The sequence below is a fragment of the Ktedonobacter racemifer DSM 44963 genome, assembly GCF_000178855.1.
Classification (GTDB): Bacteria; Chloroflexota; Ktedonobacteria; order Ktedonobacterales; family Ktedonobacteraceae; genus Ktedonobacter; species Ktedonobacter racemifer.
In genome coordinates this window covers 2,470,260-2,494,481 of record NZ_ADVG01000003.1, presented here as the reverse complement: position 1 = coordinate 2,494,481, position 24,222 = coordinate 2,470,260, and the positions used below count along the sequence as shown (strand labels likewise).

Genomic DNA, 24,222 nt, shown 5'->3' with positions numbered 1-24,222 from the left:
GATCATGCCAACACTAATTATCGATACTGTCAGCAAACGCTATGAGCGCAACCGCTGGGCCTTGCGCGAGTTCTCGCTGCGCATGGAGGCCGGTGTGCTTGGCCTGGTGGGTCCCAATGGCGCAGGCAAGACCACCCTGCTCAAGATGCTGGCGACCCTGCTACGGCCCGCAGAGGGCCATATTATCTGGAATGGTCAGGATATCCTTCGTCATCCCGAGACAGTGCGCCGCGTGCTGGGATACGTCCCCCAGGACTTTGGTGTCTACCCGCAGATCAGCGCGCGGGTGTTACTGCACTATCTCGGCGAACTCAAGGGGCTGCGTGGGGCACAGCTGCGTCGGCGGGTCGAAGCAGTGCTGGAGATGGTCGGTCTCTCTGCGGACGCTGAGCGGCGATTGAAAACCTTCTCTGGCGGCATGGTCCGCCGCCTCGGCATTGCCCAGGCGCTGCTCAACGAACCACGCTTGCTCGTGCTTGATGAGCCAACTGTGGGCCTTGATCCAGCCGAGCGTGTCCGGTTTCGCGAACTGCTCCCCTCGCTCTCCGGCGAGCGCACGGTCATTTTCTCGACGCACATCATCGGCGATATCGAGGCAACGGCAACCCACCTTGCGCTGCTGAATCACGGACGCCTGAGTTGGACAGGCACACCAGAGGCGCTGCTGGCTGACGCCGCCGAGGCTCTGTGGACCCTGATCGTTCCCCAGGCCGAATTTGAGCGCATGCGCGCACGCTACCGCGTGAGCAGTGCCATTCCTCGTGGCGGCAGCATTGAGACACGCATCCTGGCTGCACATCAGCCGCATCCCCAGGCCCTCCCGGCGACTCCCACCCTGGAAGAAGCGTATCTGCTCTTCCAGGAAGGGATAGGGCAAGCAGTGGGGACCGAGCCTTTTCCTTCTTCCAAGCCGGTGTGAGGAAGAACCCATTGCACATGCGCGTGGAAGGCAACTTGATGTGCGAGACCGTATCTATCAAGAGCTTCCTTCTGCGCGCCTGGAGGACAAGCTGGCCAAATGACACATCCTTCCGTTACCATCCAGATTACGACGGAACTCTCGCCCTCAACCCCATCCTGGATGGGAGAAGTGGCAGCCTTTGCTCAGGTACTTTCGCATACAGGAATCCTGAAAGCGATTGAGGAACAGGTGCGCTTCGCCCGGACCCGCTTTGGCACCTATGACCTCATCGATTTTGCCGTCGTACTGCTCGGCTATGCGATTTCGGGCGAACCCACCCTGCAGGCTTTTTATGAACGGCTCGCCCCATTTGCAGAAGCTTACATGGCTCTCTTTGGGCGCAACCACTTGCCCCATCGCTCCACGCTCTCCCGCTTTCTCGCTGCCCTTGATCAGCCTACCGTAGAAGCCTTGCGGACGCTTTTTCAAAAGGATCTGCTTGCGCGCTCGCCGTTTTCCTCCCCTGGTGGCCTGTTTGATCGGCGAGGGGCGCAGTGGTTGGTGATGGATGTCGATGGAACCCGACAAGCAGTTCGTCAACGCGCGTTGCCACAAACAGACTCCTTACCTGCTCCTCATCGTCGGTTTGATCAGGTCTGCGCGCCGGGCTATCAGGGTCGCAAGCGAGGAGAAGTGGTTCGTACCCGTACTGTTGTGCTTCAGGCACATACGCACCAGTTTCTCGGCACGTTCGGCAGTCCTGGCAACGGGGATTACCGGGGGGAGTTGCGACGAGCCATCGCAGTCATCGCGAGCTATGCAAAACAACTTGGCCTTTCCCCTGCCTTCATGCTCGTGCGATTAGACGGGTTGTATGGTGACGCAGCGCCTCTGCTTGATGTGCTCTCGGCTGGCCTCGGTGTCATTACCAGAAGTCGCGCCTACCTTCTCCTCGATCTGGACCTTGTCCAGCAGATACTTGCTCGTCCCCCAGATCACGTGAGCACTCATCCAGAGAGTCACATGCAGCGCTCGCTCTACGATTGCGCGTCTATGCCCTTGACGCCGACTGGACCTGAGATGCGCCTGGTCATTGCGACTCATGCGGGGGCATCCGCTGACCCCACTGTTGGCACCCTCCGCGACAGGGTAGTCTACGAACTGCTCCAATTAATGTAGTAAAACATATGCACGCATAGCTCTACCACACCTTTCGTTGTTCCTGCTTCGTTCCCAGTCGCGCTCACACCGCAATGTGAGCCGTCTTACACCAAGTCCACAGGCACGTTTCACGTCGCGTCCGAGCCAGTACCGCCGACGGCTTGATCAATGAGCCCGATCAAGCGAAGGGCTTCATTCAAGATATTCAGACTTGCGTTATGATCGCGGTCCTGCGCGCACTGATAATAGGGGCATGATGGATTCAGGCAGACCAAGGTGCGATCGTTCAGCGTCATCGCTTCCCATTTCCACCCACAGCAGTGGCAGGCCTTACTCGAAGGGAAGAAGCGTCCTACCTTGATTACCTGTCCACCGCGCTGCCCGACTTTGCTGAGAAGCAGGTTCAACAGTTTGCCTAGCCCAGCATCGGAGAACGAGCGAGCTAACTGCCGATTCTTGAGCAACCCCTTGAGGTTGAGATCCTCGATGCCAATGATCCCATAACAGTTGGCAAGCTGGGTCGTGAGCTTGTGGAGCACATCATCACGCAGACAGGTCACTTTATAGTGGAGTCGTGCCACCTGTCTGCGAGCTTTCTCTCGATTTTTTGAGCCGAGTTTGCGACGATGGAGCCGCTTGTTCGCCTGACGAAGTTTCTTGAGCGCGGTTTTGAGGAAGGCTTGGTTCTCGACCTTCTCTCCTGTGCTCAAGGTGGCCAGTCGGTTCAGCCCCACGTCGATGCCAACAGCGACTGGTTTCTTCACTGGGACAGGGTCGGGGAGTTCGACCTGAATGGAGACAAACCACCAGTCTGCTGTTTTGGTGATGCGCGCACCTCTCACGTTGCCCACAAAACGTAACGTCTCTGCCATATTCACCCAGCCGAGCTTGGGGATCCAGATCCGATGGTCTCCAAGCTCGAATTGATCGTTGGCGAGATAAAAGCTCAGTTTGCTTTTCTTCTTGCTCTTGAATGTGGGCCGACCGGTCTTTTTTCCCTGTTTCAAGCCGTCAAAATACGCGGCCCAGGCTTTTGCCAGATCGAGGAAGGGTTGATCAGAGGCATTCTTGGTGACCTCCCACGTCCAGGGATACTGCGCTCTCCGGATCTCATTAAACTGCTTCTTGAGCTTGAAGGCGGTAGGTTTTTCGCCAGCCTCGTATTGCCGATTCCACTCAGCGAGTGCCCAGTTCCAAACGAAGCGCGAGGTGCCTGCAGCTTTGGCAAAATAGGTTTTTTGCTCCTCTGTAGGATGAAGGCGTATTTTGTGGGCTTTGATCATCCTGATCTTCCCTTTCCAACACGGCCGCTCGCTTCTATCACATTCCTGTATTCTGCAAGAGAATGGCTATTCTCCGTTCCTACATTTTAATGCATTCTCATCGCTTTTTCAATACTGTTCCAAACTCTTTATGAGTACCCTTCCCTCCCCGGCGTTTACGGCTTCGGACACCCTTGACTTGTATCTGCATCGTGGCTCGTTTGAGACGGTGCTGGCCGATGAAGATGAAGAGCAAGACGCAGATCGCTGGTACTCGCACACGCCGTGGGGCCAGGAGTTTGCCCAACTCCTGGCACAGTGGGTATGGAATATCCGACTGGAACTGGGGCAAGCGTTTTCTCCGTCTGACCTGCGCACCACCGAATTTGCTCCCGCGCAGGAAATCGAAGCTCCCACGACTGACGAAGATGAACTTGCGGAAGCACCTCCACCTCCGGTCACGTATGGCCCACCGAAGTTCGCACGTCCCTCGTTTACTATACAAACTATGATAGGGATACGCCGCTCAACGATTCACACGCAGCGAGCAGCTGATTTTGTACCTTTACGTCGTGAACAGCCGGGTGAGTCTCGCTTAACTTCTTATGATAGAAGAATTTACCAGATACGTGGGCGGCTGGCTCATTGCTCGTCGCCAACCAGACCTGTGTGGCCGAAGCTTGTGCCATATCATCGGGAGCATCTGGTCCACCCATTTTCGTGGGCACCCAACCTGGTCCAACGGCATTTGAGAAGACATTTGGCCATCGCCGAGCGATCGCAGCAGCCAATACCGCATCAAAGAGCTTTGAATCAGCATATGCTTGCGTCCCATCCCAGTGACGATGCATCCATTGCAAATCCTTAAAGTCAGGCTCCCCCCTACGATGCAGATCGGAACTCAGATAAATCAAGCGTGCGGGTCGTGCAATAAGAGCAGTAAGAATGTAGGGAGCAAGGACATTGACAGCAAACATATGCTCCAGACCATCTGCCGTTTCAATTCGAGGTTCATCATAGCGGGCACCAGCATTATGGATAACCGCATCAAAGGTTCCAAGCGCATTCACCTGCTCTGCAACGTGCATCATCGCCGCTCTACTCGCAAGGTCACCAATCACCACTGCTTCTGCCTCAGAGAGCGTTGCTTGTGCAGAAGTAGCTCGCTCACTGTTGCGTGCATGCAGCACCACTGCATGCCCTTGCTCAACCAAAAGCTTTGCTGCCAGAAGACCAAGGCCGTCAGTCGAGCCGGTTATGAATACTCGGGACATTTACACCTCTATTACACTAGTGTAAATCCCAAAATTCAGTGGCTCTGGCTCAATTTAGGTGATAAGGTCTTCAATAAGCTCGCCGATGTCATGAATCCGAGCTTGAAAAATAGTAGAAGCCAGAAAGATAAGCTCATCATTCACCTAAATTGGGCCAGAGCCATTCAGTGAGGTAATTTCTGTATAATTATCTGAGGTAGGGATAGAGAGCAGATCGCCTCCTCTTGCAGCTCAGACGTCTGACACTGGAGAGGTCGCCTCTTTCACCTAGCGATACAGAAATTGCCCCACTGAATTTTGGGATTTACAATCTCATATTCGTCGAAGCACTCAGGCGTTCACTTCCTTTTTCTCTTGCTCCAGCATCTCATTGGTGACGACATGCTGCTTCAGGGGCTGGGAGAACGTAATCGAGGTAGAAGGTTGGCCATAGACCGCAAGTTGGTCAAGGACGCGGTCCAAGTGATCGATTGCGGTTGCGGCTACCTTGACTAACACCTGATCATTACCTGCCATGCGATAACACTCAAGGACCTCTGGTAATTCACTGACAGCGGAAGCTATGCTCCGACAGTGAAGTCTGCCGCTGGCACTAAGCGAACCAGAGCCACAATGGGCAAACCGAGCTGAGCAAGGTCTACCTCAGCGCGATAGCCCCTAATGATTCCCTGCTCCTCCATCTTGCGCATACGTTCGGCGACAGCGGGCGCAGTCAGTCCTACCCGTTGCCCCAATTCACTATAGGAGAGGCGCGCATTCTGCTGCAATGCCTCGATCAGTTGCCAATTCGTCTCATCAAGGATTTTTTTGGTTTCTAAAGCCATGCTTTACTTTTCCTTTGATATCTGAAGTTTTCTGGGATCAGTGCTTGCATTTTACCCTCCACTTTATCACAAAATGACGCTATACTGGGAATGCAGAACAAGCAGGTTGTCCGCAAAGCCATTGAGAATATCTTTCTGCCTTTTGTTACTCTCCGAGAGAAAGAAAGAAGGGTATGCGTGCCTGCTGGATGGGATTTTGGGCGCACATCATCACGAGACCTTGCACTTTACCACCAAGGGATCAGAGTACCATCACAGCATGAGATGAGCCGCCATAAGGTAAGAGAAGGAGAAGCTAATAGGAGAACAACATATTCATTTCTACATAATTGATGTCTTTGCACAGGAGCCACTGAGCGGAAATCCGCTCGCTCTGGTGGTGAATGCGCAGGACTTGAGCCAAGAGACCATGCAGAGGATCGCCCGCGAGTTTAACCAGTCTGAGACCACCTTTCTGCTCCCTCCAACCAGGCAGGAGACCGATTGGCGTCTACGTTCGTTCACTCCAGTGGGTATAGAGGTTGGAGGTGCCGGCCATAATGCGCTCGGGGCCTGGTGGTGGTTGGCTGAAGCAGGCCAACTGAAGTTGTCTGGACCTCGGACCGTCTTTCAACAGGAGATAGGGGAACAGGTTCTCGCAGTGGAAGTATTGGCGGAAAAAAGAGAAGAGGGAGCACCGTGGCAGCCAACGACCATCAGCATGAGACAGACCGCACCATCATTTGGAGCCATCCATACAGATCCAGCGGCGTTAGCAGCAGCGCTTGGCCTGGAGTCATCCGATCTGTTTGTCGAGGGCTTACCTGCGCAGGTCGTTTCCACAGGGGCTACACATATGATGGTACCGGTGCAGAGCCGTGAAGCCATAAGTCGCGCTCAACCAGACGCGAAACGTCTGTATCAACATCTTCGCTCGGTCGGTGGTCAAGGCTGCTATCTCTTCAGCCTGGACACAGTTGATCCGCTTGCCGCAGCCTATACACGTTTCTTCAATCCTACGGAAGGGATTGTCGAAGATCCCGCTACGGGGACTGCGGCTGGCCCGCTCGCCTGCTACTTGGCAAAGTATGGCCGCATCGGCTCTTGGGTAACGATAACGATCGAGCAGGGGTATGATCTGGCGCGGCCAAGCCGTATTGAGATACGTTTGCATGGCGATGAGGTGAGCATCTGTGGCTCAGGTGTGACGGTGGCTGAGGGCGTGCTACGGCTCTAAGGAAAGGAAACACTATGGCAACTCATCCAACCAATATGCGCTTCTTGAATCCATCCACTTTGTCGACTTCTGCGGCAGGCTATAGCCACGTGGTTGAGATCACGCGGGGGCGAATCATTTTCATTGCTGGTCAAGTCGCTCTTGATTTGGCAGGGCAGGTCGTTGGCCCCCATGATTTCCGCGCTCAAACTCAACAAGTCTTTGAAAATCTCAAGATGGCACTGGCCTCGGTTGGCCTTGATTTCACTCACGTGGTAACTACTTAGGTCTCCTCAGGAGGGATAGACAAGGCTGATACACTACGAGCATGACAGAAGAAGAAGCGAGCCAACTGAGAAAAGAAAACGCCGAACTCAAAGAAGAAGTGACGCGGAAAACTCAGCGCATTGAGGAGCTCGAAGGGCTGCTCATGAGTGCGCTGCTGCGGATTGAAGAGTTAGAGCGACGGTTGGCCAAAGATAGTCACAACAGTCACAAGCCGCCGTCGAGTGACGGCTTCAAACGCCACGGAAAGCCACATGCAGCGAGCAGCAAGCTGAACGGTGGGCAAGCAGGTCACCCTGGACACGCGCTCCAGCAGGTGGAGAACCCCGATGAGGTGATCATCCATCGACCAAGTCATTGCGAGGCGTGCCACTGCGATCTGGGAGAGGTTGCCGGGCAGGTGAAGGAACGCCGACAAATCCATGAGATCCCCGTGCTGCGTCTCTCGGTGACGGAACATCAGGTGGAAGTCATCAGGTGTCCAGTGTGTCAACATCAGAGCGTTGGAAGCTTTCCCATGGGAGTGAATGCACCCGCTGGCTATGGACCGCGCGTGCAAGCCCTCGGGGTGTACTTGTCGCAGTACCAATTGCTGCCGATGGATCGCATCGGCGAACTCTTTCTTGATCTGCTCTCCTGTAGGATCTCGGAGGGGACGCTGGCCAACTGGATCCAGGAGGCAGCTCGCACGCTTAGCCCAACAATACTGCGGATCAAAGAGTTGTTGCTGGCACAGAGGCTGGATCATGTGGATGAAACGGGCGGGCGAGTCAAAGGGCTGTGGCATTGGTTTCATGTCAATGCCACAAGGTGGTTGACCCTCTACCACTGGCACCGTAACCGGGGACAGAAAGCAATGGATGCGATTGGCATCTTGCCGCAGTATTCGGGAAGAGCGATGCATGATCGTTTGAGCAGCTACGATCACTACGTATGTGAGCATAGCATCTGTGGGGCCCACCTCTTACGGGATTGCTTGCTGATCGCCGAACGTGACCACCAACTCTGGGCGCGAGAGATGCACGATTTGCTGCGACGCATGGCAGAGACGACTGCTCGTTTTCGTGCCATGGGTGCCCGCGTGCTTCCTCAAGCGGAACGTGACTCCTTGGTGCTCCAGTATTTTGAGATCCTCCGACAGGGCTTTGCCGCCCAGCAGACCCTTGCTTCCCCGCCGAGTAAGCCGGTTCCCAAGAAACCCGGGCGGCGCAAACAAGCGGAGGCGAAAAATCTTCTGGATGCTCTTCTGGCAAGGGCTGAACAGGTGCTTGCTTTCCTGGACGAATTGACTCTGCCTTTTAGCAACAACCTTGCGGAACGCGATTTACGGATGATCAAAGTCCAACAAAAGATTTCTGGAACCTTTTGCAGTAGCGAAGGGGCTACGGCTTTCTGTGTCATTCGCAGTTATCTTTCGACCATGAGAAAGCAAGGCCGCTCCATGCTGGCCGCCATGGCAGCGGTCTTTGAAGGGACTCCTTTTCCCATTGCCTGGGAACCAGGGACCTGAGTAGTTATCTCCTCGCCGCAAATATGGAGATTCTCCCAGAGCTGGTGCTGAAGGAGGAGTTACCCAGGAGAAGTATTCAACTGCCCAAGCGGTCCTGATTTTCTGCTCTCATGGTATGAGAATGAGCTCTGGGCTATGAAACAGGTCCTCCAGTCGCGATCTGACGAAGCATCGGAGAGCAAGCTGGAAGAAGTTTTTCCCGTGGACGCGTGATAAGCTAGAGGCTAGGCCTTCTCAAAAACATGTAGGGGGCTGATAGATATGCAAATGTTCTCGCTCCACCGGGATTTGAGGGCTGTAACTGTCACCGATAGGAGAAAATCGCATGAATAAAGTTACCTGCTCAATTGCAATGTCATTAGATGCTTTCGTTGCAGGACCCAACCAGAGTTTTGAAAAACCTTTTGGGGACATCCCTGAAAATTTACTCCACCACTGGATGTTCGATGAGCCAGAAAAACACCAGGCTGAATTGGATGCATTGCAAGATGCGGGTGCGTTCATTATGGGGAGCAACATGTTTGGCCCAAAAGAAAAGCGAGGGAGCACCGACTGGAAGGGCTGGTGGGGAGAGAATCCCCCCTACCATGCGCCTGTCTTTGTTTTGTCTCAAAATCGGAGAGACCCTATTGCTATGGAGGGTAGCACCACATTCTTCTTCATTGCAGACGGTATTGAAGCAGCGCTGTCGCGAGCAAAAGAAGTGGCCGGGGAGAGACCTATTGCGATAGCTGGCGGCGCAAATACGATCAATCAATATTTGTCGGCCGGACTTATTGATGAGTTATGGCTCCACATAGTCCCCGTCACCATAGGTTCTGGAGCACGGCTCTTTGAGGGGGTTCCCGATCTCGATCTTGAACCTGTTGAAATAAGCGGCACACAATTGGTAACTCATATCAGGTACCGTGTTGTGAAGAAATAGGTAACTTCCCAGTCGTAACTACTCAGGTCCCTTTCCAAGCTCGCCTCAGGCGAGCTTGGAAAGGGACCTGAGTAGTTACCTCACGTGGCCAAACTGAATATCTATTTGTTGGATATGTCCCTGCGTCCCATCCTGCGCGAAATCCACGACGGCTATGTGAATCCCCTCCACCCCCCAGCAAACACGCTGGTGGAGGTGCGAAAGCTTGGCCGAGAAGACTTCTTGATTGAGATCGAGGCCATCGCGGTTGCGCCAGAATAGGAAGTACGCAGAGAGGCTGCTTATTCCCCGCGTGCCGTAAATTTACCTGCTCGAAGATTGATCTCGACCCGTTTTCACGGGCCTACCGCAACTTTCGTGCTATTGAGAGGTATCGGACGCACCTCTTACTGAGCTCTACCCAGGTTGCTAAACTATGATAAAGTCAGTACCCTACGGCGAAAGCCGAGGGCTTGGAGTTGTGTCTGAACTCCACCGCAATTCAGCATACCGTTTCAGGCGTGCGGCTTTGGCTTCATCGTCCGACACAGAAGGCGCGTACTGACAAGAGGCCCGTTCCTCTCCAGTCTTGCCGGAGAAGAAGCGTTCGCATCGCAATGTTTCTTGCACCAACCAGATCGGCATGGAGCGTGTACTGACAATTCTGACAGACGAAGAGCAATCCTTTGTTGGGTCTATTCTCTTTGCAGGTGTGCCCACATTTGGGGCACGCTTGCGAGGTGTAGTTGGCATCGACCTTGATCGCCATACTTCGATGCAAGAGCGCTTTATAGGCAATCATGCTATGCAACTCAGCGAAGGACCATTTGGAGAAGGTACGATTGGCTTTTCGCTGTTTTGCATTTTTGCCTTTGCGTCGTTTGGTACGCTCTCGAATGTCTGTCAGATGCTCCAGTCCAATCAAGCTTTGAGGGTGCTGTAGGACAATCCGCTTACTCACGACATGATTGGTATTCTGCTTCAACCGTCTCTCTCGTCCACTGATGGCAACGAGCCTTCTTGTCGCTGAACGAGTGCCTTTCTTTTGCAGACATTTTCTCAGTCGTGCGGAGTGGTTTGCCTTGGGGACAATCTGTTTGCCTGAATGGAAGGTGCAATCCCCTTGCATCGTCGCCGTGACGGCAAGGTATCGCATCCCCACATCCACGCCAACGACTTGCTTGTGTGTTTCAGGTGTAGGATCAGCCGTCTCAATTGCAAGAGAGACAAGGAGGTAAAATTGTTTCTTGGGCTTGTCATACCAGAGTTTCGATGCACCAATCTCCGCTCCACGCTGGATCAATGCCACATGCTTATTGTAGCCAGTATAGGGCACGATAACACGTCCCTCAAGGGTCAGGATGCTCACCTGCTGCTCTTTCTTGAAGGTGTAGTCTTTCTTGTACTGATAGGTCAACGTGGGGGAGATGAACTTGGGAGCCTTATCAAGCCCTTTGTAGCGTTTCTTGGTCTTACCTTCCTTACGATGAACAGCATTGTTCTTGACCTTTGTCCAGAGGGTTTTATACGAGGCTCCAACTTGGCGAGGAACAGAACAGGCCATTTGCGAAGGAAGATGAAAACGGAGGCGGATCTCTTCGTAGGTGGCATCTTGCAAACGAACAGCATTGCTCATCTTGCCATGCTCAAAGGCGTACTGGCTCACATAGTTGAGAGAATCCCGATACGCCAGTTGCGTTGTACGTAATGCCTTGAATTGCTCGGGCGTTGTATTTAATTTGAGTTTCGCTGTTAATACCGTTTGCATACGCTAAATTATACCATAGTTTTCATCTGACTGTCAACAATACATGAGCAGATGAGAGAATGTCTACGGCGTATTCCACCCAAGCCACCGACAAAGGAACGCCGCATTCCTCCCCATGCCTGAAAGGGCAGGGGCATCCTGCGGCGTTTTGGGTGAAAGCAGGAGAAGAACTGATGAGCAGCGAGGAGATTGGAGAAAGTGGCGAAGACTGAGAGCGTGGAAGTTAGCGCAACAAGGATGGAGTCAAAAGAAGATCGCGGAAGCCCTGGGGGTGACGGAAGGAGCCGTGAGCCAATGGATGAAGAGGGGACGTGAGCAGGGAGAAGAGGGATTGCATGGGAGAATCACAGCTGGACCCCAACCGCAGCTGACTGAAGAGCAGTTGGAGCAACTTCCCACTTTGCTGGAGCAAGGAGCAGAGGCTCATGGATTTCAGGGACAAGTCTGGACGACTAAGCGAGTGGCAGCGCTGATCAAAAAGCAGTTCGGTGTGCGCTATCACCCGGCCCATATGAGTCGCTTACTCAAACAGCTCAACTACAGTGTGCAACAGCCGATCGAGCGGGCCACGCAGCGGAACGAAGAAACCATCAGGATCTGGAAAGAGGTACAGTGGCCAAAACTAAAAAAAGCCCAACAAGAGGGCAGAACGATCATTTTTGTCGATGAAGCAGGTTTTTATTTGCTGCCCACGTTGGTACGCACGTATTCCCCGGTGGGGCATACGCCAACCTTGCGCGTCCCACTGACCCGCGATCATCTCTCAACCATTGGTGGCATTACCCCAGAAGGGCGGATCTTCATGCAGATGCAAACGTGTGCTTATCGCGCAGAGCACGTGGTCGAGTTTTTACGGATGCTGTTACGCAAACTCTCAGGCAAACTGCTGGTAATCTGGGATGGTTCCCCAATCCACCGAGCCAAGGCAATCAAAGAGTTTCTCGCAGCTGGGGCAGCCAGGCGGCTTCATCTGGAGCGTCTTCCAGGGTATGCTCCCGAGTTAAATCCGCAAGAGGGGGTTTGGAATTTGCTCAAACGTCGGGAGTTGAAAAATCTCTGCTGTAGGAACCTTTCTTGTGTACGAGAAGCACTGGTGCGAGCCAAAAAACGTCTCCGCCACCGCAGAGAGATCCTTCAGTCCTGTTTTACTCATGCACTCGGCGAGGTAATCGAGCAGGCTTAGGCCCATGAGGCACATAACCGAGATGAAGCAAGCATAAAGAACGCATTGAAAAGCGGAAAAGTAAGAGCAGGAGTTTTTTTACGATATAAAACAAAAGGCGCTTTTAGAGCAAAGCTATGGCCTTGCCTTTCCTGACCACTTTTTTACCTTTTGGGAATTTGCGAACACGCATTCCTCCCTTCTCAAATACTTGGGAGACGAGATCTGTGGAATGGTTCTCGCTGGGAGAGAAATGATAGGCCCATTTGACTTCTTAAAGGAGTCAGATCATATCCAGGGCAATCCCCTCTGGGAGGCTCGCTATTATGACGACCCCCCAGAATTTCTGACTGTTGCGTTTGGAAGAACGGATGGATTGCATTGGGGGTACTATATTGATGATCCCCATTCCCCTACGTTTCTAGTGGTTGCTTACTATAGCAATGACGCTTTCGACCTCACACTCGTAGGGGAGACACTGTTTGAAGCAACGCGAGAGGAGTTAGAACGGTACTATGATGGCTGTCTGGAATGGATGCAAGATGACCCGGCTGCAAAGGATACATATGAGCGACACCTCGACCAGCTCTCTCTCTTGAGAGAGGCACTGAAAACATATGAGACGGGGGAACGAGGTGAGGTAGGCAAAGCATATGTGGCGAAATATGGAGAGATGTATGGGAGCAGACAACACGTCATCGCGCCCACACATGGTGGGATGGGCATTGTCATCCCAGAAGAAATGTATCGTCCCTTGAGTGGTGACGACATCTGCCACATCCGACATTATCGGCCCACGCATCAAGAGATTCAGAAAAAAGCTGAAGAAGCGATGCATTTGCTGGCGCAAGGCTATCCTGGAGCAGCCTTGAAATTGGGGAAAGATCTCTGGATCTATGCGAACTTCAGGGAAACGAGTTATGCTTTACTGGATGCTGCATATGCAGCCTTGAACCGAGAGCCTTTAAGAAAGCTGCTCATCATGGCCATTGAATATCGCAAATCGTGTGATGCCAAACGACCTGTGTAAGAGTGGACGCGTTTTGGCTGTCCCTTTGCTTCCCTTCCACTCTCACAGTTCGCGATTTTTCTCCTACGGAGAAAGGGGTTTGAGGGACTCAGCGAGCCTCATCATCACTGGTTTAGAAAGCTACGCAGAGATCAGTAGTGGGAGGGTCGCTTCTGGTGTCGTGTTCCAAAAAAGTTCAGGATGCATATACTTCAGCTGAGTACGAAAGTTGCGGAAGGCCCATTTTTTCGGGTCAATTCCACAGACAGAAAGGTAACAGACCAAAATGCCAAAAACTACTCTTCCCCCACGTAGCGCGCAACGCCAGGAGGACACCTGGGACGTTGCCAGTGTATTTCCCAATCCCGCGGCATGGGAAACTGAATATCAGCTGGTGCAAGCGGAATTGCCGGCCTTTGAAAAGTATCATGGTAAGCTGAATGGTCCCGCGATCCTGGCCGAGGCGCTCGATGCATTCTTTCAGGTCATCGTGCGTGTCCAGAAGTTGTCTATGTATGCCGAGCTTTTGACGAGCGTCGATACCAGCAATGAAGAGGCGGCAGCTCTGATCAGCAGGGCAGCGACGCTCAATGGGCAGGTGAGCGCGGCACTGGCCTTTATCAAACCAGAGCTTCTGGCGAATGGCGCAGAAAATCTCTCGCAGTGGGCCTGCTCAGACTCACGCCTGGCTGCGTATACTCACTATTTAGAGGATCTTTTGCGCTTGCAGGCCCATGTGCGCTCGCCTGAAGTTGAAGAGCTATTGGGCGCGCTCAACGATCCCTTTGCGACGACACAGAGCGTTATGAGATCTCTGACCAGTGCCGAGATGCGCTTTCAGCCCGCAAAATCGAGTAATGGCGAGGAGTACCCGGTCGCTCAGGGCACAACTGTCGCACTTTGGTCCAGCGCTGACCGCGAGACGCGCCGCACCGCCTGGAAAAATTACCATGATGGCTATCTCGCTTTCAAAAAAACACTGGCCAGCAACCTGGAGGGCCGGATTAAGCAGTATCTCTTTTTCGCGCGCGCGCATGGCTATCGCTCCGCCCTGGAAGCGCGGCTCGCGGTTGACAATATCCCCGTTGAGGTCTATCACAACGTCATCCAGGCCTTTCGTCGGAACCTACCCACCTGGCATCGCTACTGGGCACTGCGGCGGCGCGTGTTGGGATATAAAACTCTGCATACCTACGATCTCTATTCGCCGTTGACCACGGAACTGCCTGCTCTGCCCTATACACAGGCGGTCGATTGGATTGCTGAAGGACTTCAGCCGCTCGGCGATGAGTATGTGCAGATTCTGCGCCGGGGCTGTCTGCAAGAACGCTGGGTGGATATCTATCCCAATCAGGGTAAACGCCTTGGGGCATTCTCCTCTGGCTGTCCGGGGACACATCCTTTTATCTTCATGAGCTACGATGACTCTCTGAAAGGCATGAGCACCCTGGCGCACGAACTTGGGCACTCGATGCATTCCTATCTGACCTGGCAGACGCAGCCGCTTGTATACAGCGATTATTCGATGTTTGTGGCTGAGACTGCTTCAAACTTTCACCAGGCTATGGTGCGGGCGCATCTGTTGCGCACGCGCCTTGAGCGCGATTTCCAGATCGGGCTGCTGGATGAGGCCATGAACAATTTCCACCGTTATTACTTTATCATGCCCCTGCTGGCCCGCCTTGAGTTGGAAATGTATGAGCGTGTGGAGCGCGGCGAGGCCCTGACCGCCGATGTTCTCAATGGTCTTTTTGCTGACTTCCTGGCGGAGGGCTACGGCAGTGAGGTTGAAGTGGATGCCGCGCGTGATGGCATTACCTGGGCTACCTTTGGCCATCTGTATGCGAACTTCTACGTCTTCCAGTACACAACAGGTATCGCTGCTGCGAACGCCCTGGCGCGTTCAATTCTCGCCTCCCAGCCTCAAGCGGTTGAACGCTACCTTGCATTTTTGCGCACCGGCAACGCTCGTTATCCGCTGGATGTCCTTCAGCAGGCAGGCGTCGATCTGCGCACACCTGAGCCAATCGAGGCCACCTTTGCTGTACTGGCCGACTATGTTGAGCGACTCGAACAACTGACGAGTTCTACGGAGTAACACTCAAGAAGGCCTATTTCTGAGACCTCCCCGGCATGAATGCGCGGGGGTTCCTGTTGCTCACCCAACGCTTCCGTTCTCCCTAAAAAGGGAGAGCGGCTCTTGGTGGGGATAGGCAGGACTTTCGAGCCGACGCGCTCTCGCACGGGCAGCTTTGCCAGAAGCCACCACGCCCATGCTTGGGGGCAAGGTATGCCCTTCACTTGAAATGGTCTCTTTCCTCCCCTCAAAACGAGCTTACCTCAGGGTAAGATTGCCATTCAGCAAAAAAAACATGCTATGAATGTCGTCATGCACGAATCATTCTTTTTTGCGTGAGATGATATCTACGATATGCTTTGAGCTACCGCGATCTCGAAGAACGCATGTTGGAACGAGGGCTGCATGTGGATCATACGACCATCTCCCGTTGGATCCAGCGATACGGCCTGAACTGGAGAAGCGCAGTCATCTGCATCTCAAGTGCGCGAGCGATTCCTGGCAAGTTGACGAGATGTACATGAAAATCAAGGGCGTCTGGATGTACTTGTATCAAGCTGTGGATTCCCATGGGAATGCACTGGAATCCCACTTGAACGCTACGCATGATACGCTAGTTGCCTAGAAAAAATCATCTTCGGAAAGAAAAAAGGGATTGTTTTTTTCGGGACTAAACAGCGGATCCAGATTAAATTTGCTCCTGATCTTGTTGATGATTGGAACCATGTTATTTTGTTCAATCTGCGCGCGCACGCTCCACGTGCGGTACGTCCCGCTGGTACCTCCATAGAGCCTATCAACAGCTCTGTTTAAGCACTCTCTATGCGTCCAAGAAAGCATATCTAATTGGGGCGACTGATTGGCGCTTTCCGCAACCAAGCCCCAGAGGCTCTCTACCTGTAAGGTTGCGTAGAGTAGATTACGATGGTAACAAGCGAGAGACGGTGGTGGATAATCATGAGCTGATAGACTGAAAGGAGTCGATCAAAGAAGAGAGCAGGAGAAAAGAACATGGTCGCGATCACCCTTTTGTGTCCCTACTGCGAGAGTGATAAGTTGGTGCGTAACGGGCATGCTCCCAATGGAAAGCAGAGATACTTCTGCCAGGAGTGTAAGCGGCATAGTTGGGAAAATCCCTCATCTCGTGGATATTCCGAGGAACGCAAGGAAGAGATACTGCGAGCGTATCAAGAGCAAAGTAGTTTAAGAGGTCTTGAGCGGACATTTGGCGTCTCGCGTTACACGGTGACGAAATGGGTAAAAAAAGCAGCGGAGCTGCCTCTCTTGAGGGAAACACTTGTTCAGCCCGATGCAAATAATCCAGAAGCAAAAACATGAGAACTTGATGAATTATGGTCATTTGTTTTGCAGAAGACAAATCAAGTATGGATTTGGATTGCTCTTTGCCGAGAGACTCGGCAAGTGGTTGCACGAGCTATTGGAGAGAGAAGCCAGAAGACCTGTCAAGAATTATGGAATGCTATTCCTGAAATGTATCGTGCTGGGCATTGCTCTACCGATTTCTGGAGTGCATATCAAGTAGTCATTCCTGAAAAGCAACATATGGCAGTCAGTAAGGAAACAGGTGAAACGGCTCATGTGGAGCGCTGGAATAATACACTCAGACAGCGTCTTAGCATATTTGTTCGCAAAACGCTCTCTTTCTCAAAATCTTCTCTGATGCATACTGCTTGCTTGGACCTCTTTCTACATCGCTACAATCTGGAAAGGGCCATCAGCTTCATGTGATCCACTACCTCATGGCCAATACGCTGGAACTCTCATTGGACCACTGCGATCTGGCCTCGATCGTGCGCGAAACCGTCGAGGATCTGCGGGTGACCGCGCCGGAGCGCTCACTCCTGCTCGAATTGCCGGAGCACACCACGGTCATGGTGCTTGCCGACCGAGCTCGGATCAGCCAGGTGGTGACGAACTATCTGACCAACGCGATCCGCTATTCGAGCGCAGATCAGCCGATCCACATTGGACTGACCATCCGGGAGGGCATGGCTCGTGTTTGGGTGCGAGACCACGGGCCAGGCCTCACCGAAGAGGCTCAAAAGGAACTATGGCAACGCTTTCACCAGGTCAAGGGAGTACCAGTCCAGAGTGGTTCAGGGAAAGGGTTGGGCCTGGGTTTATATATCTGTCGTACACTCATCGCCCAACATCACGGAGAGGTGGGTGTAGAGAGCATGCCTGGGGAGGGTTCTACCTTCTGGTTTACCTTGCCCATGGTCAAATGAGCGCGAATACAGACTGCTGGTCCCACTCCAGATGTGTAAAGCGTCGAGTGGCCTCAATCCCTGCTCTCCTATTCTCTCATGCATCAAGATTCTGCTGGTCTTGCTACCTGTGATTTGCCAAAAGTTTTAGCCGCCTCGGACACAATATGGGTCAAAAGAACTTAGACATGATATGGGTCAATTTCATAAGTGGTCCAGACTCAGAAACTGTTTTGGAATGCGAGGCGGTAATGCTGCATGGCCAAAAGAGCAAGATAGGAGAAGTTTTTGCGCAGGTTTGACGGTAGAATGTCTTGCATGCAATGAGGGAGCGGAAGACCTTTGTGCGCAAGACTGACAGGCCCGGCGTTAGCTTTCTGCTGACGAAATCTAATGTACCCGATAACTAGCAAGCATGCTATGATCGGGGCCGCATCAATTCAGGCTTTGCCGCTCTCCTTTGTAAAGCCCATCCTGGCGATTCTCGCACATGAGCAGGAAGAGGCGATCAGCTTCGGCCCGCTCTATGAACGGGCCAACGTGAGCTGTTAGATTGTGTTAGCAGAAAGCTAACGCCGGGCCGATACGAATGCCAACACGATTGATATGATAGAATATATGTTTCAATTCCGAGGAGGAGCTTATGAGCCAGAATGCCATGAAGCGTCTTTATCTGATGCAGGTTGGGTCCATGCCGGAATACCAGATTCCGATTGTGTGCTATCTGGTGCAAACGGGTGACGGCAAGAATATTCTGATTGACAGTGGTCTACCGGAGATTATGCCTGAAGGAGAATCGGAGTTCGAGAATGGGCAGGACGTTATCGAGCAGTTGGCGAGCATTGGCTTAAAACCGGACGATATTGATACAGTCATTTCGACGCATTATGATATCGACCATGCCGGAAGACACGCGGCATTCACGAAGGCGCAATATGTTGTTCAGCGTGTGCATCATTTGGATGCGGCGAGCAACCCACGTTTTGCTGCCAATCGACCCCAATGGGATCAGCCAATGGAGCGCATCCGGCTGGTGGACGGGGACACGGAACTGCTGCCGGGGCTGGAGCTGATTGAGACGAGCGGGCATGTGCCGGGACATCAATCGGTGCTGGTGCGGCTGCCCAAAACGGGGGCGATTTTATTGCCGATTGACGCTGTACCCTTCGGCAAGGGCTTTACCCGTGACGAGCAGGACGACGGTAGCAACCCGGACGCCGAAGCGATCCGCGCCAGTACGATTAAACTGCTTGATCTGGTCGAACGGGAGCATATCGGGCTTGTGATTTTCGGTCATGACAAGGAGCAGTGGGAAGGGCTGAAAAAGCTGCCGGAGTATTACGAGTGAGGATGCAAGCACCCTTTTCCCGGTTCGGAGTACCGATCGAGAAAGGGGTAGTCAGGTACCCCATGCCTAAAGGCAGGGGCTTGTGAAAGCAAGCTCGGACCTGTCCAGACTTAGCCATGGACCTTCTGCGCGAGGCAGGAGGTTATCAGACTACGATAGAGGAGAAGTGTTCAAGTTCCTACCTACAGGTGTGTGCCAGCCGGTAGCTCTAGAATCTCTGGGTTAAACAGCAAAGCGGGGTCTATGCAGTGCTCAGGGAAAAGTACCGCCCTCTATCATTGTCGAGGCAAACATTACCCTGGAAACAGGAGGCTCAACTTGAGCAATGTTTTTGTGATTGATAGTGACTATAAACCTTTAAATCCGGTGCATCCAGGACACGCGAGGCGCTTGCTCAGGCAAGGGAAAGCAGCCGTGTTTAGACGGTATCCGTTTACCATTGTGCTCAAACGAGTGGTAGAACAGCCAGAGGTACAACCCTTGCACCTCAAGCTCGATCCAGGCAGTAAAACGACGGGAATTGCCCTGGTGAACGGCACCAACGGCAAAATTGTGTTCGCAGCTGAACTCTCACATCGAGGGCATGCAATTAAAGACAGTCTTGATAGTCGTCGTGCAAGTCGCCAGGGGCGTAGGCAGCGTAAAACACGCTACCGCAAGCCGCGATTTGACAATCGACGGAGGAAGAAGGGATGGTTGCCACCATCGTTAGAAAGTCGCCTTGCCAACATTCTGACGTGGGTAGCTCGCCTGTGTCGATATGCTCCCATTGCCACTCTCAGTCAGGAGCTTGTGAAGTTTGATATGCAATTGATGGAGAATCCCGACATTGCAGGTGTGGAATACCAGCAAGGAACCTTGCAAGGCTATGAGGTCAGGGAATACTTGCTGGAAAAATGGGAACGCACGTGTGCCTATTGTGGCAAACAAGATGTCCCGCTTCAGGTAGAGCATATCCATCCACGTGCCCGTAGTGGTACGAACAGGATGAGCAATCTTACCTTGGCTTGCGAAGCATGCAATACTGCCAAAGGCACTCAGGAGATCGAAGTCTTCTTGCAAAAGAAACCTGACGTGCTCAAGCGTCTTCTCGCTCAGGTCAAAAAGCCACTCAAGGATGCCAGCGCTGTCAATAGCACACGATGTGCTTTGCTCGAACGGCTGAAAGCCCTCGGCTTGCCTGTCGAGTGTGGGAGCGGTGGATTGACGAAGTTTAATCGTACCACGCGAGGACTCCCCAAAACCCACTGGCTCGATGCAGCTTGCGTAGGCAAGAGCACACCTGATGTGCTTTTGCAGAAGGGAGTCATCCCACTGCGCATCAAAGCGACAGGGCATGGGAGGAGGCAAATGTGTGTGCCTGACAAGTATGGATTCCCGAAGCAGCACAAAGAGCGCAAAAAGACATTTCTTGGGTATCAAACGGGTGATCTGGTCAAAGCCATCACGCCCAAAGGAACATTTGAAGGACGGATAGCCATTCGTCATCGGCCTTCATTCCGACTGGAGAAGGTCGATATTCACCCCAAATATATGCGTTGTGTGCAACGATCCGATGGCTATGAGTATACACAGAAAGGAGTGCGCCATGCTCCTCCCCATGGCTAAAGCCAGGGGTCCCCGTATGGCGCAATTTTTAGATGGTGAGGAGCGCTTGCCCAATCGCCTCTTGTAAGCCCTCTGGTGTTCGAGCTCCTACCAGACGTAAAACGGCTTTGAGTTTGGAGAAAGCCTCTTCAATGGGTGACAAGTCGGGAGAGTAGGAGGGGAGGAACAGGAGCTGGCATCCCCGTGCTTCGATGGCCTGTCGAACTTTTTCTCCGGTATGCGTGTGTAAATTGTCTAAGATGACAATGTGTCCTGGGTGTAAACTCGGAGCCAGGATCTGTTCCATGTAGAGTTCAAACACAGCAGTATCCGCTGAGCCTTCCAGGATGAACACTTCACCCATGCCTTAAAGCGAGAGCGCGGCGAGCAACGTGATATTCGCTCGTTTGTTTCGCGGCACAGACCCGTAGACGCGTTCTCCCTTCGGGGATCGAGCATGCAGACGAGTTAAGGCGATGTTCGAGCCACATTCATCAATGAACACCAGTTTGCGGGCATCCAGCGTTTGGGCTTGTTCTCGCCAGGCGGCGCGGTCGGCTTCATTCTGCTCACTCGCACATATCGTTTTTTTCTTGCGGGTCTAGTTCAGACGCCGGATGGCTCGACTCATGGTCGCGGAACTGACCTGCATGCCGTGCGTGGTTTCCCAGAACTGGCAATGCTCGACCAGCGTCGCATCAGGGTGTGCTTCGAGTTGAAGGAGCAGTCCCGCATGCAGAGCAGCCCCTTTCTTTGATGGGCGTCCGGGAATGACCTTGGGCTTGACATCACCGGTCTCGCGTCTCAACTTGAGGTAGCGTTTGATTGTGGATCGGGACACCGCAAATGTTTGGATAATCTCTGCACGTGGCTTTCCCTGGTCAACCGCGCGCAGAATACGCTGTCGTAAATCGTGAGAATATGTTTGCATGCTTTCATTTTGTCATAAGGCCCAACCTTTGTGAAGACCACTGTAGCGAGAGGTCAGGCGGGAGAAGTCCGGGGAGGGCAACCCCGCTGATCCGGCCCAGGCCCATAGGCAAATGAGTCATACACGGCTCATACCGTTGAGGCTGGCTAACAAGAGCTCTCTGCACATTAGGAATGGGCCCCCCTACATTTCTTGCCACCTTCTAGAGAGGCCATCGGGTCTGTCGTGTTCTATCTGGCATTGATGGGCAAGGCGCGGCATATAGCTATATGTTGCGCCTTGCCCATCAATGCCAGATAGAAACATGGGGTTCATGACTGGTCTGTTACGGCTTGAGTGATTCCAGAAAATCCAGTACGATCTGGTTGAACTCGGCTGGCTTCTCCAGAAAAGGATGATGTGCTGTCTCTGCCATGATCACCTTTTTCGCTCCCGGGATCTCTGCGGTGAGCTGTTCCAGCGGATTTGGCCCGTCCCATGCTCCGAGAATGACGAGCGTCGGCACGCTAATCTCCGAAAGACGTCCAATCGCTGGCGGCTCCAACGGCACTGGCGGCGTCTGGGCCTGCGCCTCGCCATCCGGGCGCTCCCAGTTGCGCGTCGTCATCTGGCGTACGCGCTCGCGCACGTCGGGTTCCGCCTGCCCCGGAAGCCGGCCCGGCCCATCCGTCCACAATTGGAGCGAGATCTCAACGGCTCGCGCGATGTCGTGCTGTTCAAAGGCTTCATTCAGGTTCGCATACAGACGCACCACATCTGGATGCTGTTTCATCATTTCTTCGGATGGCCGAAATCCGCTGACACCTGCCGTGACCGGGATCAGCGCATCGACCATCTCAGGATGCTCAAGCGTAAAATCGATAGCCAGCGCGCCTCCTCCAGAGACTCCCATCAGATAAGCGCTCTCGATGCCCAGAAAGTGCATCAAGTCGTAGAGATCCTGGCGATCAGAATACGACTCCCCTTTGGTAATCAGCCCCGAGTCGCCAAAGCCTCGCTGATCGTAGCGGATGACCCTGTATCGTTGAGCGAAGACGGCGAACTGATCGTCCCACGATCTTCTATCCAGAAGGTGTCCGTGTATGAGAATGAATGGATGCCCTGCCCCTGCAACCTCATAATACAGCGTTGTCCCATTGACCGCTGCAAAGCCAGTCTGTACGCGTTGTGTGTCCGACATACTGCATATCTCCTTTCTTCATGTGTCTCACTCGATATGATAGCATCAAAAGCGGGCGAGAACGATCCTGTATAGGGCTCTCGGTGCGTTCCTGTTTGAAACACCGAGAAGCCCAAAGTCGAGGAGGAGCCAATAGCTTGCCCGAGATGAGCATCATGTCTGGCAAGTTTGTCGTAGAGGTGAGCTATTACCATCGCGCGATATCCTGGATGACAAGAGGATGCTGACGCCGATACTTAGAATTGCGGTGGAGTTGAGAGACAAGCCCCCAATTTACTCGTGGGGTCACTAACGGAGTGAGTGTCTCTGTTTCATACGTGCCTTCAACGAAAAGCGGTGGTCTCCTCATGGATGCAGGTGCATGCCATCCAACTGCCGTCGTGTCAGACCAGTCAGGAGGAGACCACCTTGTGTACAAGCAGTCTAACAGAAAACAGCAGGAAAGAGAAGCAGAAGTGTGCAGAAGTAGGAGAGAGAAAGGTCTCTCAAAAAGGACGGCAAGAAGCATACAAGTATCACCTCAATGACTTTCCCCTGGTGTAGCCGATCTCCCGCACTTTCAGTACTCAGGGAAGAGGATCCTTCTCTCGACATGCGGTGCTTTCGCTTGATACAATATCTGAACTGTTTCAGGATAAGGTCTGCCGCTGGCTTTGATCAACTCGATAAGCCTCCTGACGTCAAATGGGACGCGCAGGAATTCGATAGTGATCCTCTCGCCTTCAGAGGTAACAATAGCATAATCAGCCTAAGGATCGGTATGAAAGGTGTCAGCCGGAAGCAGCCAGTTATAAGCCAGATCGACGCTACCGGGATTGACATACCAGGCATCTCCCAGCCGCCTCAATTGCTGGGTATGGGTGCGTCCTCGGCTGGAAAGGGCCGCCGCAAAACCTCCCAGGAGCGTTAGCAAAACTTCTTCAGAAATATGTTATCGGAAAGCATGACAAGACGCTGGTATCTCCTTTTCTCCTATTCCAGGATGTTATTGACGAGGCTCAAGAACCTATCCAGGCCAAAAGGTTTCTTCAAACGAAGCAGCTTTTCATGCTCAATGGTCCTTGTCATCACTCGCGGCATGCCACTCATCAGGATAATAGGGGTATTTGTGAACTCTTCTCTCGCACGAAGCAGATCATGCAACGTAAAGCCGTCCATATCAGGAAGCCGATAATCACAGACAATCAAGCCTGGTCGCAGATAGTGAAGCAGATCTAACGCTTGTGCCCCGGTCACCGCAAGCATCGCTTGATATGACGTCTCCTCTCGAACAGCTTGAACGAGAAATGCTCCAACGTGTGTATCATCTTCCACTACGAGCACGGCTTTTGCAGCAGAGTGGATTACTTTTTCTCTTGGCTGAAGCATCGTATCATCCTTTTTCGGTAGTGAACGAAGAACACTACTATTGATACGTGAGATGTCTGTCTGTCGCCTCACGCTTTCCGTTGTTACAAGCAACCGTCCATCCTTCACGTCTACACAGCGATACTACACCTAGTACAGATCTCCCTAAGGTTGAAAGCCGAACAGTGAAAATGATCGGACCAATTCCTCCTTGGCTAAGTCAGATAGGGTCAGTTGGACCGGTCATTTCTCTGGATAGAGCACTTTGC

Annotated in this window: 27 protein-coding genes and 2 pseudogenes; 18 read left to right on the top strand and 11 right to left on the bottom strand. The window is 52.9% G+C overall.

From position 1 onward, the window contains the following. The first annotated feature begins 4 nt into the window (after positions 1 to 4). Entirely contained in the window at positions 5 to 919 is a 915-nt protein-coding gene (locus KRAC_RS40015; RefSeq protein ID WP_007917242.1) for an ABC transporter ATP-binding protein, read from the top strand. Positions 920 to 1,018: 99 nt separating this feature from the next. After that, positions 1,019 to 2,080 (top strand): hypothetical protein, encoded by a 1,062-nt coding sequence (locus KRAC_RS40010; RefSeq protein WP_007917241.1) that lies wholly within the window; start codon positions 1,019 to 1,021, stop codon positions 2,078 to 2,080. Between the two features lie 110 nt (positions 2,081 to 2,190). Here KRAC_RS40010 and KRAC_RS40005 read toward each other — a convergent pair whose 3' ends face one another. The 5 genes from KRAC_RS40005 to KRAC_RS76920 form a co-directional block, all read right to left on the bottom strand. Next, the gene (locus tag KRAC_RS40005) at positions 2,191 to 3,345 is read right to left on the bottom strand and encodes an RNA-guided endonuclease InsQ/TnpB family protein (RefSeq protein ID WP_007917239.1); all 1,155 of its coding nucleotides are present in this window, start codon (positions 3,343 to 3,345) and stop codon (positions 2,191 to 2,193) included. A 97-nt stretch (positions 3,346 to 3,442) separates the two neighbouring features. Continuing rightward, on the bottom strand, positions 3,443 to 3,676 hold the full coding sequence (locus KRAC_RS72305; protein ID WP_007917232.1) for a hypothetical protein: 234 nt from the start codon (positions 3,674 to 3,676) through the stop codon (positions 3,443 to 3,445). A 154-nt stretch (positions 3,677 to 3,830) separates the two neighbouring features. Next, complete coding sequence (locus tag KRAC_RS40000; protein WP_007917230.1) at positions 3,831 to 4,598, bottom strand: SDR family NAD(P)-dependent oxidoreductase; 768 nt, start codon at positions 4,596 to 4,598, stop codon at positions 3,831 to 3,833. Between the two features lie 330 nt (positions 4,599 to 4,928). After that, on the bottom strand, positions 4,929 to 5,114 hold the full coding sequence (locus KRAC_RS76925) for a hypothetical protein (RefSeq protein WP_007917228.1): 186 nt from the start codon (positions 5,112 to 5,114) through the stop codon (positions 4,929 to 4,931). Between the two features lie 44 nt (positions 5,115 to 5,158). Beyond that, complete coding sequence (locus KRAC_RS76920; RefSeq protein ID WP_007917226.1) at positions 5,159 to 5,422, bottom strand: Lrp/AsnC family transcriptional regulator; 264 nt, start codon at positions 5,420 to 5,422, stop codon at positions 5,159 to 5,161. Between the two features lie 298 nt (positions 5,423 to 5,720). Between KRAC_RS76920 and KRAC_RS39990 the strand changes: the two genes are divergently transcribed. The 5 genes from KRAC_RS39990 (at position 5,721) to KRAC_RS67305 (ending at position 9,598) form a co-directional block, all read left to right on the top strand. Then, entirely contained in the window at positions 5,721 to 6,638 is a 918-nt protein-coding gene (locus tag KRAC_RS39990) for a PhzF family phenazine biosynthesis protein (RefSeq protein ID WP_007917220.1), read from the top strand. Positions 6,639 to 6,652: 14 nt separating this feature from the next. Further along, on the top strand, positions 6,653 to 6,904 hold the full coding sequence (locus KRAC_RS39985; RefSeq protein ID WP_052568967.1) for a RidA family protein: 252 nt from the start codon (positions 6,653 to 6,655) through the stop codon (positions 6,902 to 6,904). A gap of 41 nt (positions 6,905 to 6,945) precedes the next feature. After that, positions 6,946 to 8,412: an IS66 family transposase gene (tnpC, locus tag KRAC_RS39980; RefSeq protein WP_007917218.1), complete on the top strand. Its 1,467-nt coding sequence runs from the start codon at positions 6,946 to 6,948 to the stop codon at positions 8,410 to 8,412. A 325-nt stretch (positions 8,413 to 8,737) separates the two neighbouring features. Then, a complete protein-coding gene (locus KRAC_RS39975; protein WP_007917216.1) occupies positions 8,738 to 9,337 on the top strand; it encodes a dihydrofolate reductase family protein in 600 nt (199 codons plus the stop codon). An 84-nt stretch (positions 9,338 to 9,421) separates the two neighbouring features. Then, entirely contained in the window at positions 9,422 to 9,598 is a 177-nt protein-coding gene (locus tag KRAC_RS67305) for a RidA family protein (protein ID WP_244422448.1), read from the top strand. A gap of 253 nt (positions 9,599 to 9,851) precedes the next feature. On the opposite strand, the gene KRAC_RS39965 is transcribed toward KRAC_RS67305, so the two are convergent. Continuing rightward, a complete protein-coding gene (locus tag KRAC_RS39965; protein ID WP_007917214.1) occupies positions 9,852 to 11,084 on the bottom strand; it encodes an RNA-guided endonuclease InsQ/TnpB family protein in 1,233 nt (410 codons plus the stop codon). Between the two features lie 59 nt (positions 11,085 to 11,143). Here KRAC_RS39965 and KRAC_RS72300 point away from each other — a divergent pair, with 59 nt between their 5' ends. The 11 genes and pseudogenes from KRAC_RS72300 to iscB all read left to right on the top strand — a co-directional run bounded on the left by KRAC_RS72300 (position 11,144) and on the right by iscB (position 20,516). Further along, the gene (locus tag KRAC_RS72300; protein ID WP_157507606.1) at positions 11,144 to 11,296 is read left to right on the top strand and encodes a hypothetical protein; all 153 of its coding nucleotides are present in this window, start codon (positions 11,144 to 11,146) and stop codon (positions 11,294 to 11,296) included. Next, positions 11,233 to 12,267, top strand: coding sequence for an IS630 family transposase (locus KRAC_RS39960; protein WP_075164521.1), 1,035 nt, complete (start codon positions 11,233 to 11,235; stop codon positions 12,265 to 12,267). Before KRAC_RS72300 ends, KRAC_RS39960 begins: the two co-directional genes overlap by 64 nt. Positions 12,268 to 12,499: 232 nt before the next feature. Beyond that, entirely contained in the window at positions 12,500 to 13,276 is a 777-nt protein-coding gene (locus tag KRAC_RS39955) for an ADP-ribosylation family protein (RefSeq protein ID WP_040445760.1), read from the top strand. Positions 13,277 to 13,541: 265 nt separating this feature from the next. Beyond that, positions 13,542 to 15,353 carry an oligoendopeptidase F gene (pepF, locus tag KRAC_RS39950; RefSeq protein ID WP_007917209.1) on the top strand — a complete coding sequence of 604 codons (1,812 nt, stop codon included), beginning with the start codon at positions 13,542 to 13,544 and terminating at the stop codon, positions 15,351 to 15,353. A 299-nt stretch (positions 15,354 to 15,652) separates the two neighbouring features. Continuing rightward, positions 15,653 to 15,954, top strand: a pseudogene (locus tag KRAC_RS76915) (IS6 family transposase); the annotation flags it as partial. Between the two features lie 389 nt (positions 15,955 to 16,343). Next, positions 16,344 to 16,670, top strand: coding sequence for an IS1/IS1595 family N-terminal zinc-binding domain-containing protein (locus tag KRAC_RS69610; protein ID WP_052568965.1), 327 nt, complete (start codon positions 16,344 to 16,346; stop codon positions 16,668 to 16,670). A gap of 12 nt (positions 16,671 to 16,682) precedes the next feature. Further along, positions 16,683 to 17,081, top strand: a pseudogene (locus KRAC_RS69605) (IS1 family transposase); the annotation flags it as partial. Then, entirely contained in the window at positions 17,078 to 17,581 is a 504-nt protein-coding gene (locus KRAC_RS39930; protein ID WP_052568963.1) for a sensor histidine kinase, read from the top strand. The pseudogene KRAC_RS69605 and the gene KRAC_RS39930, both read left to right, overlap by 4 nt. A 399-nt stretch (positions 17,582 to 17,980) precedes the next feature. Next, entirely contained in the window at positions 17,981 to 18,112 is a 132-nt protein-coding gene (locus KRAC_RS78655) for a hypothetical protein (RefSeq protein WP_268887386.1), read from the top strand. Between the two features lie 91 nt (positions 18,113 to 18,203). Further along, a complete protein-coding gene (locus KRAC_RS39925; RefSeq protein ID WP_007917205.1) occupies positions 18,204 to 18,908 on the top strand; it encodes an N-acyl homoserine lactonase family protein in 705 nt (234 codons plus the stop codon). A 318-nt stretch (positions 18,909 to 19,226) separates the two neighbouring features. Further along, positions 19,227 to 20,516 (top strand): RNA-guided endonuclease IscB, encoded by a 1,290-nt coding sequence (iscB, locus tag KRAC_RS39920; protein ID WP_007917204.1) that lies wholly within the window; start codon positions 19,227 to 19,229, stop codon positions 20,514 to 20,516. Between the two features lie 28 nt (positions 20,517 to 20,544). Here iscB and KRAC_RS76910 read toward each other — a convergent pair whose 3' ends face one another. From KRAC_RS76910 to KRAC_RS39890, 5 genes are all read right to left on the bottom strand, one after another. Further along, positions 20,545 to 20,859 (bottom strand): transposase, encoded by a 315-nt coding sequence (locus tag KRAC_RS76910; RefSeq protein ID WP_040446759.1) that lies wholly within the window; start codon positions 20,857 to 20,859, stop codon positions 20,545 to 20,547. Positions 20,860 to 21,096: 237 nt separating this feature from the next. After that, a complete protein-coding gene (locus tag KRAC_RS76905; protein ID WP_040445754.1) occupies positions 21,097 to 21,426 on the bottom strand; it encodes a helix-turn-helix domain-containing protein in 330 nt (109 codons plus the stop codon). Positions 21,427 to 21,751: 325 nt separating this feature from the next. Next, complete coding sequence (locus KRAC_RS39905) at positions 21,752 to 22,606, bottom strand: alpha/beta fold hydrolase (protein WP_007917203.1); 855 nt, start codon at positions 22,604 to 22,606, stop codon at positions 21,752 to 21,754. A 748-nt stretch (positions 22,607 to 23,354) separates the two neighbouring features. After that, positions 23,355 to 23,519, bottom strand: a complete 165-nt coding sequence (locus tag KRAC_RS72290) for a metallophosphoesterase family protein (RefSeq protein WP_157507604.1) — start codon at positions 23,517 to 23,519, stop codon at positions 23,355 to 23,357. 59 nt (positions 23,520 to 23,578) lie between these two features. After that, complete coding sequence (locus KRAC_RS39890; RefSeq protein ID WP_007917201.1) at positions 23,579 to 23,974, bottom strand: response regulator; 396 nt, start codon at positions 23,972 to 23,974, stop codon at positions 23,579 to 23,581. Positions 23,975 to 24,222 lie beyond the last annotated feature (248 nt).